18 protein-coding genes are annotated in these 14,654 nt (G+C 63.5%); 5 read left to right on the top strand and 13 right to left on the bottom strand.

The features are described from left to right. Positions 1–186: 186 nt before the first annotated feature. Positions 187–981, bottom strand: coding sequence for a GGDEF domain-containing protein (locus tag LB543_RS33005; protein ID WP_224617272.1), 795 nt, complete (start codon positions 979–981; stop codon positions 187–189). A gap of 105 nt (positions 982–1,086) precedes the next feature. After that, positions 1,087–2,076 carry a tRNA (adenosine(37)-N6)-dimethylallyltransferase MiaA gene (gene miaA, locus LB543_RS33000; RefSeq protein ID WP_224617271.1) on the bottom strand — a complete coding sequence of 330 codons (990 nt, stop codon included), beginning with the start codon at positions 2,074–2,076 and terminating at the stop codon, positions 1,087–1,089. On the opposite strand from miaA, the gene serB reads away from it, so the two are divergent. Together serB and LB543_RS32990 are read left to right on the top strand one after the other, a co-directional pair. Next, positions 2,066–2,953 carry a phosphoserine phosphatase SerB gene (gene serB, locus LB543_RS32995; RefSeq protein WP_140812593.1) on the top strand — a complete coding sequence of 296 codons (888 nt, stop codon included), beginning with the start codon at positions 2,066–2,068 and terminating at the stop codon, positions 2,951–2,953. The genes miaA and serB overlap by 11 nt on opposite strands. Continuing rightward, the gene (locus LB543_RS32990) at positions 2,950–3,522 is read left to right on the top strand and encodes a GNAT family N-acetyltransferase (protein ID WP_224617270.1); all 573 of its coding nucleotides are present in this window, start codon (positions 2,950–2,952) and stop codon (positions 3,520–3,522) included. Before serB ends, LB543_RS32990 begins: the two co-directional genes overlap by 4 nt. A gap of 43 nt (positions 3,523–3,565) precedes the next feature. On the opposite strand, the gene LB543_RS32985 is transcribed toward LB543_RS32990, so the two are convergent. Then, positions 3,566–5,083, bottom strand: coding sequence for a DegQ family serine endoprotease (locus LB543_RS32985; protein ID WP_224617269.1), 1,518 nt, complete (start codon positions 5,081–5,083; stop codon positions 3,566–3,568). Between LB543_RS32985 and LB543_RS34005 the strand changes: the two genes are divergently transcribed. Further along, positions 5,073–5,198 (top strand): hypothetical protein, encoded by a 126-nt coding sequence (locus tag LB543_RS34005; RefSeq protein WP_263489008.1) that lies wholly within the window; start codon positions 5,073–5,075, stop codon positions 5,196–5,198. The genes LB543_RS32985 and LB543_RS34005 overlap by 11 nt on opposite strands. Positions 5,199–5,228: 30 nt before the next feature. Here LB543_RS34005 and LB543_RS32980 read toward each other — a convergent pair whose 3' ends face one another. The 5 genes from LB543_RS32980 to LB543_RS32960 all read right to left on the bottom strand — a co-directional run bounded on the left by LB543_RS32980 (position 5,229) and on the right by LB543_RS32960 (position 9,220). Continuing rightward, positions 5,229–5,417, bottom strand: coding sequence for a DUF2065 domain-containing protein (locus LB543_RS32980; protein WP_224617268.1), 189 nt, complete (start codon positions 5,415–5,417; stop codon positions 5,229–5,231). Positions 5,418–5,423: 6 nt separating this feature from the next. Then, positions 5,424–6,407, bottom strand: coding sequence for a protease modulator HflC (gene hflC / locus LB543_RS32975; protein WP_224617267.1), 984 nt, complete (start codon positions 6,405–6,407; stop codon positions 5,424–5,426). Further along, positions 6,407–7,522 carry an FtsH protease activity modulator HflK gene (gene hflK / locus LB543_RS32970; RefSeq protein ID WP_140758100.1) on the bottom strand — a complete coding sequence of 372 codons (1,116 nt, stop codon included), beginning with the start codon at positions 7,520–7,522 and terminating at the stop codon, positions 6,407–6,409. Before hflK ends, hflC begins: the two co-directional genes overlap by 1 nt. A gap of 166 nt (positions 7,523–7,688) precedes the next feature. Further along, positions 7,689–8,207, bottom strand: a complete 519-nt coding sequence (locus LB543_RS32965) for a dihydrofolate reductase (protein WP_224617266.1) — start codon at positions 8,205–8,207, stop codon at positions 7,689–7,691. Continuing rightward, positions 8,207–9,220 carry a DUF4424 domain-containing protein gene (locus tag LB543_RS32960; RefSeq protein ID WP_224617265.1) on the bottom strand — a complete coding sequence of 338 codons (1,014 nt, stop codon included), beginning with the start codon at positions 9,218–9,220 and terminating at the stop codon, positions 8,207–8,209. The genes LB543_RS32965 and LB543_RS32960 overlap by 1 nt, the downstream gene beginning before the upstream one ends. Before the next feature lie 181 nt (positions 9,221–9,401). Between LB543_RS32960 and cobF the strand changes: the two genes are divergently transcribed. Beyond that, complete coding sequence (cobF, locus tag LB543_RS32955; protein ID WP_224617264.1) at positions 9,402–10,166, top strand: precorrin-6A synthase (deacetylating); 765 nt, start codon at positions 9,402–9,404, stop codon at positions 10,164–10,166. Between the two features lie 118 nt (positions 10,167–10,284). On the opposite strand, the gene LB543_RS32950 is transcribed toward cobF, so the two are convergent. The 4 genes from LB543_RS32950 to modA form a co-directional block, all read right to left on the bottom strand. Further along, the gene (locus LB543_RS32950) at positions 10,285–10,626 is read right to left on the bottom strand and encodes a winged helix-turn-helix domain-containing protein (RefSeq protein ID WP_140758104.1); all 342 of its coding nucleotides are present in this window, start codon (positions 10,624–10,626) and stop codon (positions 10,285–10,287) included. A 74-nt stretch (positions 10,627–10,700) separates the two neighbouring features. After that, the gene (modC, locus tag LB543_RS32945; RefSeq protein ID WP_224617263.1) at positions 10,701–11,813 is read right to left on the bottom strand and encodes a molybdenum ABC transporter ATP-binding protein; all 1,113 of its coding nucleotides are present in this window, start codon (positions 11,811–11,813) and stop codon (positions 10,701–10,703) included. Further along, entirely contained in the window at positions 11,810–12,514 is a 705-nt protein-coding gene (modB, locus tag LB543_RS32940; protein WP_140812599.1) for a molybdate ABC transporter permease subunit, read from the bottom strand. Before modB ends, modC begins: the two co-directional genes overlap by 4 nt. 25 nt (positions 12,515–12,539) lie before the next feature. After that, positions 12,540–13,334 (bottom strand): molybdate ABC transporter substrate-binding protein, encoded by a 795-nt coding sequence (modA, locus tag LB543_RS32935; RefSeq protein WP_224617262.1) that lies wholly within the window; start codon positions 13,332–13,334, stop codon positions 12,540–12,542. A 116-nt stretch (positions 13,335–13,450) separates the two neighbouring features. Between modA and LB543_RS32930 the strand changes: the two genes are divergently transcribed. Then, positions 13,451–13,645, top strand: coding sequence for a molybdopterin-binding protein (locus tag LB543_RS32930; protein WP_224617261.1), 195 nt, complete (start codon positions 13,451–13,453; stop codon positions 13,643–13,645). An 11-nt stretch (positions 13,646–13,656) separates the two neighbouring features. Here the strand turns inward: LB543_RS32930 and LB543_RS32925 are convergent, their stop codons facing one another. Next, entirely contained in the window at positions 13,657–14,451 is a 795-nt protein-coding gene (locus LB543_RS32925) for a thymidylate synthase (RefSeq protein ID WP_149902292.1), read from the bottom strand. Positions 14,452–14,654: the final 203 nt, after the last annotated feature.

Genomic DNA, 14,654 nt, shown 5'->3' with positions numbered 1-14,654 from the left:
CAAGCGATCCGATCAAATCATCTTCAGCCAAAACCTTGCAAGCAGGGGGCCGTCCACATATGAGCACCGGCCTTCGCTGGCCGTAGCCTCAACTGCAACGACCATCACGAGTGCTACGGCCGGCGAAGGCCGGAAGCGCAGAAGTCGGCATCAAGCGGCCAGCTTCACGAATTTAGTGACGGGATTTTAAGCGCAGACGCGATTGCGGCCTTGCCTCTTGGCTTCGTAGAGCTGGCGGTCGGCGCGGCGATAGAACTCCTCCGCCGTTTCCTTGCGGTCCCAGACGGCAAGCCCGACGCTGGTCGTGATCTTGAGCCGGACATTGTTGCCGGAGAGGATCGACATGTTGGCGATCGCCTTGCGGATGCGCTCGGCGAATTTGGACAGAAGGTCCGCCTCCATATTGGGCGTGACAACCGCGAACTCCTCACCGCCCAGGCGCGCCACCACGTCGTGATAGCGTGTCATGTCCTTGAGGCAACTGGCGACCGCCCTGAGCACCTCGTCGCCGACATCGTGGCCATGCGTGTCGTTGACCTGCTTGAAATGGTCGAGATCGAGGATCATCAGCCCGACCGGCTTTTCGATGCGCCGGAACTCCTCGAGATATTCCTTCAGCGCGTCATCGAAATAGCGTCGGTTCTGCATGCCGGTCAGGCCGTCGGTCAGGGCGGCGTGCTCGAGCGTTTCGGAGCGGGCGCTGAGCGAAACCGTCATGGCGCGAAGTTTGCCTTCTTCCGTCGCCTGTTTGCGGATCAGCGGGTAGATGAAGAAGACGCCGAAAAACAGCGCGGTCGCAAGCAGCACGCCCGTCGCGAACAACAGCTTGTTGAGGTAGATGACCTTGTCCAGGCCCGACTGCGTATGGAGTTCCGGGGCAAAGGATCGCAAGAGCCCATAGGAGTGCAGCGTCACCAGGCCGGCAGCCAGGATCACGAAGATGAAGACGAAGAAAGCGGATTCCGCCTTGTGGAAACGCATCTGCTCCCCGATGGAAAAGTACCCCAGGACCTTATGGCATGGACCGGCTTACGGAGCGTTAATTCCGGCAACTTCGGCGGGAACCTTGCCCTCAAGATCAACTTTTCAAGTTGCATTAGCAACAAGTGTTTGGGTCGTGGTTTCGAAATTGTCATCGGGGCGCAATCTTCGCCATTCCGGCCCCAGCTGATGTCGAAACCAGGTCGCCTGCCGTTTGGCATACTGCCTGGTCGCGATCTTGGCGCGCTCGATCGCCTCGGGAAAGCTCGATTGCCCTGCCATTGCGGCCTGCAGCTCGCGAACCCCGATCGCCTTCATCGCCGGCAGGTCTGGATCCAGATGAAGGGCCGCAAGCTGCTTGACTTCCTCCAGCGCGCCCTTGTGCAGCATCCGGTCGAAACGTCTTTCGATGCGGTCGACCAGCGCCGCCCGATCCGGCTCGATGACCAGGAACTGAGCGCTGTGCCTGTCGATCAGCGGCCGGCCGCGCTCGGCCTGCCATTCGAGGATCGACCGGCCGGACGCGTCGAGCACCTCGAGCGCCCGCACGATGCGCTGGCTGTCGGTCGGCTTCAACTGCATGGCGGCTTTCGAATCCTCGCGCAGCAGGATGCCATGCAATTTGACCGCGCCGTGCTCCTTCAACTCATAGCGCCAGCGGTCGCGGATTCGCTGCGGAATGTCGGGCATTTCCGAAATACCCTCGGCCAGCGCGCGAAAATAAAGGCCTGTGCCGCCGACGAAGATTGGCCGCCGCGAGAACGCTCCGTCAGGCCGTTCGAAGAACGTGCCGTCATCGATGAGTTTCATCACGTCGCGCAGCCAGGCACCGGTCGAGTAGGCGAAGCTGGGATGCACATGCCCGTAGAGAAAATGCGGCGCTCGTGCGAGCTCGGTCGCCTCCGGCCGGGCGGTCAGAACGTCGAGAACCGAATAGCCCTGCATGGAATCGGTGTTGACGATGACGCCGCCTGTGCGTTCGGCCAGTTCGAGCGCCAGCGCCGACTTGCCGCTGGCGGTTGGCCCGGCTATCAGGATCGCGTTCTTCACGCGGCCTTTGCCCGCATCCGTCCCGGAATTCTCGATGCCGCTCATTGCCACGCTTGTTTCCCATCCCGCTGACCGCGCTCTGTCGCCGTCGCTTGCGAATATGGCCTCACGGTCGGTGGGCGCAAGCGCTGTCATCTGGCTGGCCGAGGGGATTGCCTGCGATCTTGCCTTGCCGCCAGTGGCGCAGGCTGATGAAACGATTGCAAACCTTCGTGCCGCATTGGCCGTCGAGCCCATCGACGTGGTCGTCCAGCAGGCCGAAACACGTCGCAAGAAAATCCTTCTCGCCGACATGGATTCGACCATGATCGACCAGGAGTGCATCGACGAACTGGCCGACGAGATCGGCGTCAAGGATCACGTGGCCGCCATCACCGCGCGATCGATGAATGGCGAGATCGCCTTCGAGCCGGCGCTGCGCGAGCGCGTGGCACTGCTCAAGGGTCTCGATGCCGCCGTGGTCGAGCATATCGTCGCCAATCGGCTGACGCTGGCTTCGGGCGGCCGCGCGCTGGTCCAGACCATGCGCGCCAACGGCGCCTGGACGGCGCTCGTCTCGGGCGGCTTCGAGGTGTTCACCACGCGCATCGCTGCGATGCTTGGCTTTCAGGAAAACCGCGCCAACAGCCTGCTCGACCAGGATGGACGCTTCACCGGGCTGGTCGGCGAGCCGATCCTCGGCCGCGCCGCCAAGGCCGAGGCGCTGCTCGAAATCTGTGCGCGCCTTGGCCTGACGCCGGCCGATGCCATCGCCGTCGGCGACGGCGCCAACGATCTCGACATGATCCGCCTGGCCGGCACCGGTGTCGCGCTCCATGCCAAGCCTAGCGTCGCGGCGCAGGCAAAAGTCCGGATCGACCATGCCGACCTAACCGCGCTGCTCTATCTGCAGGGCTACAGGAAGGAAGAATTCGTGCAATGAAACCAATCCGTACCGAACGCCTGATCCTGCGCAATTGGGAGGATCGCGACCGCGAATTGTTCCATCGCATCAATTCCGACGAACGCGTGATGGAGTTCTTTCCGTTCCGCCGCGTCCGCGCTACCGCCGACGCCATGATGGATGAGTTCCGATCCTGGATCGCCGAGGACGGCTATGGTTTTGCCGCCGCCGAGATCGCGGCCACCGGCGACTGCATCGGCTTCGTCGGCCTCCTCGAAACCGATCATGTACCCTCCCTGCCGGCCGGCACGATCGAGATCGGCTGGCGGCTGGCACCGGAATACTGGGGCAAGGGCTACGTCACCGAGGCGGCGGAGGCCTGGCTCGCCTACGGCTTCGAGACGCTGGGCGTCAACGAGATCGTCTCCTTCGCCGTGGCCGACAATCATCGCTCCACCGCCGTCATGAAACGCCTCGGCATGAGCGCCGACCCGACCAGCGACTTCGACCATCCCGACATTCCCGACAGCCACCCCGCGCTCAAGCGGCATGTGTTGTACCGGCTGTCTCGCCAAGATTGGCAGGCGAGAAAAAGGGCGGCTCCCTAACCGCCCCTTCCATCAAAATCAGATTTTTGCAGGCCCTACCGGATCAATCCATCCGGATCGTCACGAATCTGAGCTCACCGGTCTTCGAAGCCAGCATCAGCAGCGCGTTCTTGCGCCCCTGCTCCTTCAGGGCGCCAATCCGGTCCATGACGTCCTTGGGCGTGGCGACCGATTCCTGCGCGATCTCGGTGATCACTTCGCCCGGCTGGATACCGCGTTCGGCGGCGGCGGAGTCCTTGGCAACATCGGTGATGACGACGCCGGAGACATCGCCGGCGATGCTGAACTTCTTGCGCGTCTCGTCGTTGAGTTCGCCGACCGTCATGCCGAGCACCGCGGCAGTCGAGACGGCCGGAGCCTTGTCGCCGCCCTTGTTCTGGTCGGTGTTGCCATTCTCGCCGCTGGCGAGCTTCTCGCCATCCTCGAGCCGCCCGAGAGTCACCTTCACCGTCTGCTCGACGCCCTTGCGCACGATCAGCACATCGACGGCCTTGCCGACGGGGCTTTCAGCGACGACGCGCGGCAGGTCGCGCATTTCATGGATGTCCTTGCCGTCGAACTTGATGATGACGTCGCCGGCCTGGATGGTGCCGTTGTCGACAGGCCCGCCCTTGATGACGCCGGCCACCAGCGCGCCCTTGGCGGTCGTCATGCCGAGGCTTTCCGCGATGTCGTCGGTCACCGGCTGGATACGCACGCCGAGCCAGCCGCGCCGCGTCTCGCCATATTGGCGCAACTGCTCGACGACGCCCGCGGCGAGTTGCGAGGGAATGGAGAAACCGATGCCGATCGAGCCGCCGGACGGCGAAATGATCGCGGTGTTCATGCCGATGACCTCGCCGGCGCTGTTGAACAGCGGTCCGCCCGAATTGCCGCGGTTGATCGCCGCGTCGGTCTGGATGAAATCGTCATAGGGACCGGAATTGATGTCGCGGTTGCGCGCCGAGACGATGCCGACCGTGACCGTGCCGCCGAGGCCGAACGGATTGCCGACCGCCATCACCCAGTCGCCGACGCGCATCTTGGTGGAATCGCCGAATTTCACCGCCGTCAGCTTGTGGCCTTTCGGATCGACTTTCAGCACCGCGACGTCGGTCTTGGTGTCGGTGCCGACCAGGGTAGCCTTCAAGGTCACGCCATCGGAAAAATTGACCTCGATGTCGTCGGCATCGGCGATCACGTGGTTGTTGGTGACGACGATCCCTTGCTCGGCGTCGATGACGAAACCCGAACCGAGCGATTGCACCTTCTGCGACCCATTGTCCTTGTTGCCGCCGCGGTTCTTGAAGAAGTCATCGAAGAAATCCTGGAACGGCGAGCCTTCGGGCAGCTGCGGCATCGGCACGGCGCCCGGACCTTCGGTGCCCTTCACCGTCTGCGAGGTCGAGATGTTGACCACCGCGCCGAGCACGCCTTCTGCCAGGTCGGCCACCGAGGCAGGTCCATCGGCGGCGAATGTCGGCGTCACGAAGGACGGAACGGCGGCGGTGCCCAGGAGAAGCGCTGCCGCGCCGGCGACCAACGTCCGTCGAGCGGCGCGCAAAAGGGTGTTGGATGTCATCGAGAAGCCTCCCGGCATTTCTGAAAGAGAAAAGCGCTTCGACGAAAACGCCGTGTTGCGCCATGATGGCAAGAAATACGGCACGTTTGCGGCTATGGCTATCGGCAGAGTGTAAATCGAGCGTTATTCCGCAAACCGCCCGCCTCTACCCGCCTCGGATCAGCCAGACGACGCCGACACCGAAGGCGATCGCCACCAGCCCGCCAATCCGCAGTGCATTCTCCGGCATCGACAGCACTTCGCCCGCGAGTTTCCTCGCAAAGCCGGGGAAGCCGCCGTAGACCAGGCCCTCTATGACGAGGACCAGGCCTATCGCCGCGAAGAAATCCTGCACCGGCCTTTACTGGCCGGTGCTGGGTTGTGTCGTCGGCGCGGCAGGTGCCGTCGTCGGCGCAGCAGGTGCCGCAGCTGGCGCGGCGGGGGCCGGCGGCTTCGCCGGCCCTTCCTTGCCGTCGGGATCGCGGAAGAAGCGGAAGAACTCCGAGCTCGGCGACAGCACCATCGTCGTCCCGGTGTTATCCAGCGCGGTGCCATAGGCGTTCATCGACCGGTAGAAGTCGAAGAAGGCCGGATCACGCTGATAGGCTCCCGCGAAGGTGGCGCTGCGCTGGGCTTCGCCCTCGCCGCGCAGGATCTCGGACTCCTTCCGCGCTTCGGCAACGATCTCGACCACTTCACGATCGGCGCGCGCGGTGATGCGCTGTGCCGCTTCGTTGCCGCGTGCCCTCAGCCGCGCAGCCTCCGCCAGGCGTTCCGCCTTCATGCGGTCGTAGGTCTGCTGCGAGACTTCGGCCGTCAGATCGGTGCGGCGGATGCGGACGTCCTCGATCTGCAAGCCGAGCGACGTGGCGTCGGGCCTGAGCTGATCGCGAACTTCGCGCATCATCACGGCACGCTCTTCGGAGAGCGCGGCCTCGAAATCGCGCAGACCGTAGACGCGGCGCAAGGCAGCGTCGAGACGCGTCCTGAGCCGCGCTTCAGCCAGTTCGATCTGACCGGACACCGCCGCACGGAAGACGCGCGGATCCGAGATGCGGTAGGCGATGAAAGCATCGACCTCGTAGAACTTGCCGCCCGAAACCTGGACGCGGATGTTGTCGAGGTCGAAGCGCAGCACCCTGTTCTCGATCAGCTGCACCGTGTCGGCGTCGAAGAACGAGAACGGCGCCTTGAAGTAGATGCCTGGCTCGCTCTTGACGTCGACGATCTCGCCGAAGCGCAGCACCAGCGCCTGCTGGCGCGCATTGACCACGAAGACCGAGGAATAGATCAGGAACAGGATGACCGCCACTACGACGACGAAGATGGGAAGACGGTTGGCCATCACTGGGTACCTCCCGTTTTCGCAGCGGGCGCAGCAGGCGCCGGCGGTTTCGGCTGCAATGCGGGCAGCGGCAGATAGGGCACGACACCTTGTCCGTTGCCCTGTTCGACGATGACCTTGCTCGAGTCCTTCAGAACCCTCTCCATGGTTTCCAGATAAAGGCGTTTGCGCGTGACATCCGGTGCTTTGACATATTCGTCATAGACCGAGATGAAGCGCTGGGCCTCACCTTCGGCTTCCTGCACCACACGGTTCTTGTAGGCGGCCGCGTCTTCGCGGACCTGGGCCGCCTCGCCACGCGCCTGGCCGAGCTTCTGGTTGGAATACTGATTGGCCTGCTCGACGAACTTGTCCTCGTCCTGCTCGGCGCGCTGCACCTCGTCGAACGCGTCCGCAACCTCGCGTGGCGGTGCCGCATCCTCGATGGAGACGGCATTGACCTGTAGGCCGGCCTTGTAGCCGTCCAGCGTCGTCTGGATGATCTCGCGCACTGAGGCGGCAATGCCCTGGCGGTCGTCGCGGAAAATGTCCTGCGCCGGCCGGCGGCCGACGGCTTCGCGCATGGCGCTTTCGGCAACCTGCCTCAGCATGCCGTCCGGGTCGGAGACATCGAACAGGTAAGCGCGGGGATCGGAGACCTGATAGGCAACCGAAAACTGTACATTGACGATGTTCTGGTCGCCCGAAAGCATCAGGCCGTTGCCGCTGGTATTGCCACCGCCAATGTCTACGAGCTGCTCTGAAATCTTGGCCGTCTCGACGGTCTCGAGCGGCCACCAGTGGAAGTGCAGGCCTGGCTGGGAAAGCTGGGCCTTCGGCTTGCCGAAGCGCAGTTCGACCGCGACCTCGTCGGGCTGCACGGTATAGACCGCCTGGAAGGCCCACAAAACGACCAGCACCGCGGCGATCAGCCCGAACACGGCCGGACTGGCGCCACCGCCGCCGGGCAGCACGCGCCTCAGCCGATCCTGGCCACGGCGAATGATGTCTTCGAGGTCGGGAGGCGACCCCTGCGGGCCGCTCGGCCCCTTGGGTCCCTGCCCCCAGGGTCCCTGATTGTTGCCGCCGCCACCCCACGGGCCGCCGCCTCCGCCACCTTTGTCGTTCCAGGGCATGAATGTCCTTTCGCTTGGAATTCCCTCAAACGCCGCAGTTACGGCGCAAATCCAGTGTCGTTCTTCTATAGGGACGCCACGGCACGCTTTCAACGCGATGCCTGTCGACTTCATCCGTTTTGGGCCGGTAGCGACCCTTTGTCGTCCTACAATTGCGTTTTTGCCTTCAAACCATCTCGCGGCGGCGCTCGTAAACCGTATAGCGCGTCGCGTGGCTGTCCTTTTCTCCTGATGGAACCTCCTGCGAACCGACCACGTGCCATGTATCAGGGTCGATCGGCGGGAAATGCGCATCGCCGTCGACGGCGGCCAGCACATGGGTGACGTGCAGACGGTCGGCCAGCGGCAGCGCCTGGGCATAGATCTCGCCGCCGCCGATGATGCAGACCTCGTCGACGCCTATCATGCAGCGTCCGCGCACGGTGGCCAGTTGGATCGCGGCTTCCAGAGTATGTGCCACCTCGACGCCCTCGGCGCGCCAGGCCTTGTCGCGCGTAACGACGATGTTCAGCCTGCCCGGCAGCGGCCGGCCTATGCCTTCATAGGTTTTGCGGCCCATGATGATCGGCTTGCCCATCGTATCGGCCTTGAAGCGCTTGAGGTCGGTGGAGAGCCGCCAAGGCAACCCGCCGTCCCGCCCGATCACGCCGTTCTCGGCAATGGCGACATAGATCGCGACATGCATCAGTTTGCGTCCCCGCCATTGCTGTCAGATGGTTCGAGCAGGAGGATGTCGATATCGTGCTCGGGATAGAAATCGTGCGCCGTCATCTCGAAACTCGTCGGCCCGACCTTTTTGACGTTGTCGCCGCAGAACGAGACCAGGGCTTTCGGATTGCCCTTGTCGACGGTCAGCTTGAACTTGCCGATGGTGCCCGCCGCCCAGTTGCCGCCGGTGGTCAGGATATAGGCGATGCGGCTTTCGTAGAATTTGGGATAACCGTCCGGATTGGCCTTCGCCGCCTTGCGCACCGCATTCTCGAAGGTGTCGTCCATGCAGTAGCGGGTCTTGTAGGCTGCGTATGAGCCCTGGAACTGGCCCTCATTGAAAAAGCTCACCGACGACGTGCCGCCGACACTCGGCTTGTAGCGGTGCGAGCCGTGAACGTCCTTGTTGGCCGGAAAAGTCGAGCGCCACCAATAGGTCGAGCGCAATTGCCAGAACGGCGCATAGCCGGGTTTTTGCCCACTCTCGGTTTCCGGATCCTCGATGATGATGCCGCGGTCGACCCAGTCGTCAGCCACCGTTTGCGGCAGTTTCGCGAGCGTCGCCTTGGCGGCGTCGCCGAACGGATTGAAGGGCACGTTTTGCGCCTTCAAATCGGCGCTGATATCGATGCCGAGCGCGAACACCTTCTGCTCGAGTTGCGGCTTTGCCGGCGCGCCGTCGATCGTCACCTCGAAGCCGAGGAAATTATCGCTCTGGTTTTCGGGGATCGCCGGCATCTCTTCGGGATCGCCCGAAATGTCAGGCATCGGGAAGGCGACGATCGCCTCGACATCCTTGTCGGTGTTGTTGTGGAAGACGTAGTCCACCGTCACCTTTTCGGGCGAGATGAAAAGATCCTCGCTTTGCATCGCCACGGCATCGCTGCGCGACAGGATCAGGCCGCCGGTGCCAAGCTCGGCAACCGAATCATTGGCGATTGCAGGTGCCGCCGACAGGGCCAGCACGGTGGTCAGAACATATCGCAGCATTGAAAGCCTCCTCGGCGAGAATGCCCGCGGGACCCTAGCCGTTTCAACGCGGCGTTTCAAAGTCCTTCCGCGTCAGTGTTCACGCATGCGGTCTGGACACGCGTGCGGTCTGGACACGCGTGCGGTCTGGACACGCGTGCGGTCTGGACTAACAGGTTACGATCGGGCAGGACTTCGCGCCATGCGCAAGCTTCTCGTCATCGGCATCGGCGCCGGCAATCCCGACCACATGACCGTCCAGGCCATATCAGGCCTGAACCGGGCGGACGTCCTGTTTATTCCCGACAAGGGCGCCGACAAGACCGACCTAGCCAACCTGCGGCGCGAAATCTGCGACCGCTTCGTCACCAACCCGACCTCACGCCGGGTCGGGTTCGACGTGCCGGTGCGCGCCGAACCAACGTCTTCCTATCGCTCGACCGTCGACGACTGGCACGAAGCCATCGCCGTCATTTACGAGGGACTGATCCGCGACGAGATTGCCGCCGATGGTTGCGGCGCCTTCCTGATATGGGGTGATCCCTCGCTCTACGACAGCGCGTTGCGCATCCTCGAGCGCGTGCGCCTGAGGGGCCATGTCGCCTTCGAACTGGAAGTCATCCCCGGCATAACGGCCATCCAGGCCCTGGCCGCCAGCCACAAAACGGCGCTGAACCGCATCGGCGATCCCGTGCTGATCACCACCGGCCGCCGCCTGGCCGAGAAAGGCATGCCGGACAATGCCGGCAGCGCCGTCGTCATGCTCGACGGCAAATGCGCCTTCAACACGCTCGCGGACAAGAACCTTTTCATCCAATGGGGCGCCTATCTCGGCACGCCGGACGAGATCATCATCTCCGGCCGCCTCGGCGATGTCGGCGCCGAGATCGAAAAGCGCCGCGACGAAGCCCGCCGGGAAAAAGGCTGGATCATGGACACGTATTTGCTGCGGAAGCCGGAAGAATAGGCAGTAGGCAGTAGGGAAGAACACTAGACGCGCGTCAGATATGATTCGGAACAAAGATCTCTGCCGGCCAGAAATTGGACTAGGTGCCCTACTGCCTACTGCCTATTCCCTTACTCCCCTACCCCGCTTCAATCTCCGCCTGCAACGCATCCATATGAGTCGCTGCCGCGGCGGTCGCTGCGCGCTCGATGGCGCGAAAACGGCTGACCACCGCCAGGCCGACCGTCGTCAGTTGCGCGCCGCCGCCCTTGTGGCCTCCGGTTTGCGCCGAGACCAGCGGCTTGCCGAACACCCGGTTCATGTCCTCGACCAGATCCCAGGCGTGCTTGTAGGACATCTCCATGCCGCGCGCGGCTGCCGAGATCGAACCGAAGGTGGCGATGTGCTCCAGAAGCTCGACCTTGCCAGGGCCTATCCGTCCGTCCGGATCGAGATTTATCCGCAAGCTCAGCGACGGCATCTTTGCTCCTCCGCGATCGCTTCAGCTTAGGCGACCGTTATTCCAAAACAATATAGCGGCGATCACCGCTGCTGTCAGCCGTCGACCACGAGCGGCAAGCCGGCGCCGGTGTTCGCTCGGTCGAAGCTCACGGTCTTCACCACCGCAAAGACCTTGCCGCCGAGCCGCAGCTCAAGCACCTGCCGCGACTGTTCCGTGATGCGGGCCAGCACGGTTGCGCCGTTGCAGTCGATGCCGACTTCGACCGCTGGGCCCTCGCCCGGGCTGATCGCGACGACCGTGCCGGGCAGGATGTTGAGCGCGCTGAGGCCGGTCGGTTTCTCCGTCGCGATCATCACGTCGCGAGCGCGAATGCGGACACGCACGGGAGCCCCGGGCTTCATTGCAAGGCGCGGGACGCGGATCTCGCCGGCGGCCGAGCCGAGCACGGTCATGCCGAAAGTCTCGTCGTGACGCAGCACCGTGGTGTCCAGCACGGCGCCACCCTCGCCGCGCTCTTCGGCTGGCAACAGGTCGAGCCTTCGCATGACAGCCTCGGTCGGGCCGCTGGCGGTGACCTTGCCCTGCGCCAGCATCACCACGTCGCTGGCCAGCCGCGCCACCTCGGCAACCGAATGGCTGACATAGACGATCGGGATCTTCGTTTCGTCGCGCAGCCGTTCGATATAGGGCAGGATCTCAGCCTTGCGCGCTTCGTCGAGCGAGGCCAGCGGCTCGTCCATGAGCAGTAGCCTCGGGCTGGCAAGCAATGCCCTGCCGATCGCCACGCGCTGTTTCTCGCCGCCCGAGAGCTTTGCCGGTCGCCGCCCGAGCAACGGGCCGATGCCGAGCAGTTCGACAACACTGTCCATGTCCGCGTAGCGTTCCGCCGCCGGCGTGAACCAACGGCCGTAGTGCAGATTGCTCTTCACGCTCATATGCGGAAACAGGCGCGCATCCTGGAACACCATGCCGATGCGGCGCTTGTGCCTTGGCACGAAAATGCCGGCACCGGTGTCGACAAGCACCCGGCCGTCGACCTCGATGCGTCCCTTGTCCGGCCGGATCAGTCCCGCGATCATGTTGATCAGCGTCGTCTTGCCGGAACCCGACGGCCCGAACAGCGCCGTCAGCCGTCCGGCGCTCTCGAAGTGGGCGTCGATGGCGAAATCGCCAAGCCGGTGGCTAATGTCGACACGGACGCTCATTCGATGTCCATCCGCCGCCCGACCCGCCGCGCCAGCACTTCCGAGGCGACCAGTGCCGCCATCGAGATGACGATGGAAATCAGCGTCAGCCGCAGCGCCCCTTCATCGCCGCCCGGCACCTGGGTAAAGGTGTAGATCGCCGTCGGCAGCGTCTGCGTCTCACCAGGAATGTTGGAGACAAAAGTGATCGTCGCGCCGAACTCGCCCATCGCCTTGGCGAAGGCCAGGATGGCGCCGGCGATCAGCCCGGGCAGGATCAGCGGCAGCGTAATGGTGCCGAACACCCACAAAGGGTTGGCTCCGAGCGTTCCCGCGGCCGCCTCCATCTTTCGGTCCACCGCCTCGATCGACAGCCGGATCGCGCGCACCATCAGGGGAAAGCCCATGACACCGCAGGCGAGCGCCGCACCCGTCCAACGGAACGAGAAGACGATGCCGAAATGTTCGGCGAGGAATGCGCCGGCCGGGCCGCGCCTGCCGAAAGTCAAAAGCAAGAGATAACCGGTCACCACGGGGGGCAGGATCAGCGGCAGATGCACCAGCCCGTTGAGCAGTGTCTTGCCCCAGAATTCCCCCCGGGCAAGCAGCAGCGCGATCGCTATGCCCGGCGGCAGGCTGGCGAGCATCGCGGCCGTCGCCACCTTGATCGACAGCCGGACCGCATTCCATTCGTCGGGAGTGAGGTCCAGCAGCCAGGTCATCTCGCGGTATCGGGGCCTTTCGAACTCAGTTGCTCGGCGTGAGCACGGTAAAACCCTGTTCCCTGAAGAGCGCACCTGCCTTGGCGGATTGCAGGCACTTCAGGAAGGCTGGCGTATCCTTGTCCTTCGAATCGGCGGTCTGGGCAACCGGATAGATGATCGGCGGATGCGAATCCTCGGGGAAGGTGCCGACCACCTTGACGCCCTTTTCGGCGTGCGCGTCGGTGGCATAGACGATGCCGAGGGCCGCTTCGCCGGTTGAAACCAGCTTGAGCGCCGCACGGACATTTTCGGCCTGCGCCACCTTGCCCTCGACCGAGGACCAGACGCCGAGCGATTCCAGCGCCGCCTTGCCGTACTTGCCGGCCGGCACCGCCTTGAAGTCGCCCATGGCGAGCTTGCCGTCGCCGACTAGCCTGGCGAGGTCGAAGCCCTTCTCGATCTTGGCTTCGACCGTCGAATCCTTCGGCGCCACCAGCACGATCTCGTTGCCGAGCAACTTCACTTCCGTATCGGGCTTGGTCAGCTTTTTGTCGGAGAGATATTTCATCCAGTCGAGGTCGGCCGAGATGAAGACGTCGGCCGGCGCCCCGCCCTCGATCTGCTTGGCCAGCGCCGAACTAGCAGCATAGGAGACGGTCGCGGCCCCGCCGACATCGGCCTCGCAGGCCTTGTTCACCGCGTCGAGCGCGTCCTTGAGGCTGGCTGCCGCGAACACCACGACCTTGCCTTCCGCGTGCGCTACCGGCGTTGCTGCCATCAACGTCGCCGCAAAACCGCCAATGGCGATCGCTTTCAACCCGAAACCTCTGCGCGTCATCGAAAACTCTCCCTGGGTCTGAAATCCGGTCGGCTCAAGCCTCCAACCGATATATCCGCATGGATATAACAAGGGAAGGCCTGCGCTGCTGGAACTCATCTGGTCGAGTGAGGCTCGTGGACGTCCTCAACGGAACGATCACCGAAATCGTCAAGGGAGCCACCTCCTCGCATGTCAGAATCGACATCGACGGCGGCGCCATCGTCACCGCCTCGATCACCAACGAAGCCGTCGCCGACCTCGAGCTCGAAAAGGGCAAGCAGGCCTATGCCGTGGTCAAGGCTTCGGACGTGATGGTCGGCATCGACTGAAAAGCCGCGGCTCAGACCGCGATGGGCGCCTTGATCGACGCATCGGCGACATAGTTTTCCAGCCGGAAATCCTCGAAGCGGAAGGCAAACAGGTCCTTCACCTCTGGGTTGATCCACATCGTCGGCAAAGCCCTCGGCGTGCGCTGCAATTGTTCGCGCGCCTGCTCGAAATGGTTGGAGTAGAGATGCGCGTCGCCGAGCGTGTGGACGAAATCGCCCGGCTTCAGCCCGGTCACCTGCGCCACCATCAGCGTCAGCAGCGCGTAGGACGCGATGTTGAACGGCACGCCGAGGAAGATGTCGGCGGAGCGCTGGTAGAGCTGGCAGGAAAGCCGGCCCTCGGACACGTAGAACTGGAACAGGCAGTGGCAAGGCGGCAGCGCCATGGCTTCCACCTCGGCGGGATTCCAGGCCGAGACGATCAGCCGCCGGGATTGAGGATTGCGGCGGATCTCCTTGAGAAGATTGGCGATCTGGTCGATCGAGCCGCCGTGGCCATCCGGCCAGGACCGCCACTGCTTGCCATAGACCGGACCGAGGTCGCCATTCTCGTCGGCCCATTCATCCCAGATCGAAACGCCGTGATCGGTCAGGTATTTGATGTTGGTGTCGCCGGCCAGGAACCATAGGAGTTCATGGATGATCGACTTCAGGTGCAGCTTCTTGGTGGTGGTGACCGGAAAGCCGCGCGCCAGATCGAAACGCATCTGGTAGCCGAAGACGGAGCGCGTACCAGTGCCGGTGCGGTCGCCGCGATCGGCGCCGTTTTCCAGCACATGCTGCAAGAGGTCGAGATATTGGCGCATCGGTTCCGGGCTCGATTCGAGAGTGTGGGTATTATAGCTGCCGGGCGGGCTGCCGAACACACCAAAAGGGGATGAGGCGTCGCTTGCCCCCATCACTCTTCAAAGGTTAGCGCTGCCCCTCACCTGCCTGCCGGTGTCCAGCGGATAGATGGGTAACAGAATGAACCGGATACATAGGTAACAGTTTTCTCCCCCTAAGATGC

It is taken from the genome of Mesorhizobium sp. ESP7-2, from assembly GCF_020164715.1.
Taxonomy (GTDB): domain Bacteria; phylum Pseudomonadota; class Alphaproteobacteria; order Rhizobiales; family Rhizobiaceae; genus Mesorhizobium.
Note: the sequence above shows the minus strand (reverse complement) of the source record. Positions and strands in the feature narration are given on the sequence as shown.

Excerpts from the sequence above, each read along its gene's own strand:
- LB543_RS33005 (WP_224617272.1), bottom strand. The coding sequence starts at position 981 with ATGCGTTTCCACAAGGCGGAATCCGCTTTCTTCGTCTTCATCTTCGTG.
- serB (WP_140812593.1), top strand. The coding sequence starts at position 2,066 with ATGCCGCTCATTGCCACGCTTGTTTCCCATCCCGCTGACCGCGCTCTG.
- miaA (WP_224617271.1), bottom strand. The coding sequence starts at position 2,076 with ATGAGCGGCATCGAGAATTCCGGGACGGATGCGGGCAAAGGCCGCGTG.
- LB543_RS32990 (WP_224617270.1), top strand. The coding sequence starts at position 2,950 with ATGAAACCAATCCGTACCGAACGCCTGATCCTGCGCAATTGGGAGGAT.
- LB543_RS32985 (WP_224617269.1), bottom strand. The coding sequence starts at position 5,083 with ATGACATCCAACACCCTTTTGCGCGCCGCTCGACGGACGTTGGTCGCC.
- hflC (WP_224617267.1), bottom strand. The coding sequence starts at position 6,407 with ATGGCCAACCGTCTTCCCATCTTCGTCGTCGTAGTGGCGGTCATCCTG.
- hflK (WP_140758100.1), bottom strand. The coding sequence starts at position 7,522 with ATGCCCTGGAACGACAAAGGTGGCGGAGGCGGCGGCCCGTGGGGTGGC.
- LB543_RS32965 (WP_224617266.1), bottom strand. The coding sequence starts at position 8,207 with ATGCATGTCGCGATCTATGTCGCCATTGCCGAGAACGGCGTGATCGGG.
- LB543_RS32960 (WP_224617265.1), bottom strand. The coding sequence starts at position 9,220 with ATGCTGCGATATGTTCTGACCACCGTGCTGGCCCTGTCGGCGGCACCT.
- cobF (WP_224617264.1), top strand. The coding sequence starts at position 9,402 with ATGCGCAAGCTTCTCGTCATCGGCATCGGCGCCGGCAATCCCGACCAC.
- LB543_RS32950 (WP_140758104.1), bottom strand. The coding sequence starts at position 10,626 with ATGCCGTCGCTGAGCTTGCGGATAAATCTCGATCCGGACGGACGGATA.
- modC (WP_224617263.1), bottom strand. The coding sequence starts at position 11,813 with ATGAGCGTCCGTGTCGACATTAGCCACCGGCTTGGCGATTTCGCCATC.
- modB (WP_140812599.1), bottom strand. The coding sequence starts at position 12,514 with ATGACCTGGCTGCTGGACCTCACTCCCGACGAATGGAATGCGGTCCGG.
- modA (WP_224617262.1), bottom strand. The coding sequence starts at position 13,334 with ATGACGCGCAGAGGTTTCGGGTTGAAAGCGATCGCCATTGGCGGTTTT.
- LB543_RS32925 (WP_149902292.1), bottom strand. The coding sequence starts at position 14,451 with ATGCGCCAATATCTCGACCTCTTGCAGCATGTGCTGGAAAACGGCGCC.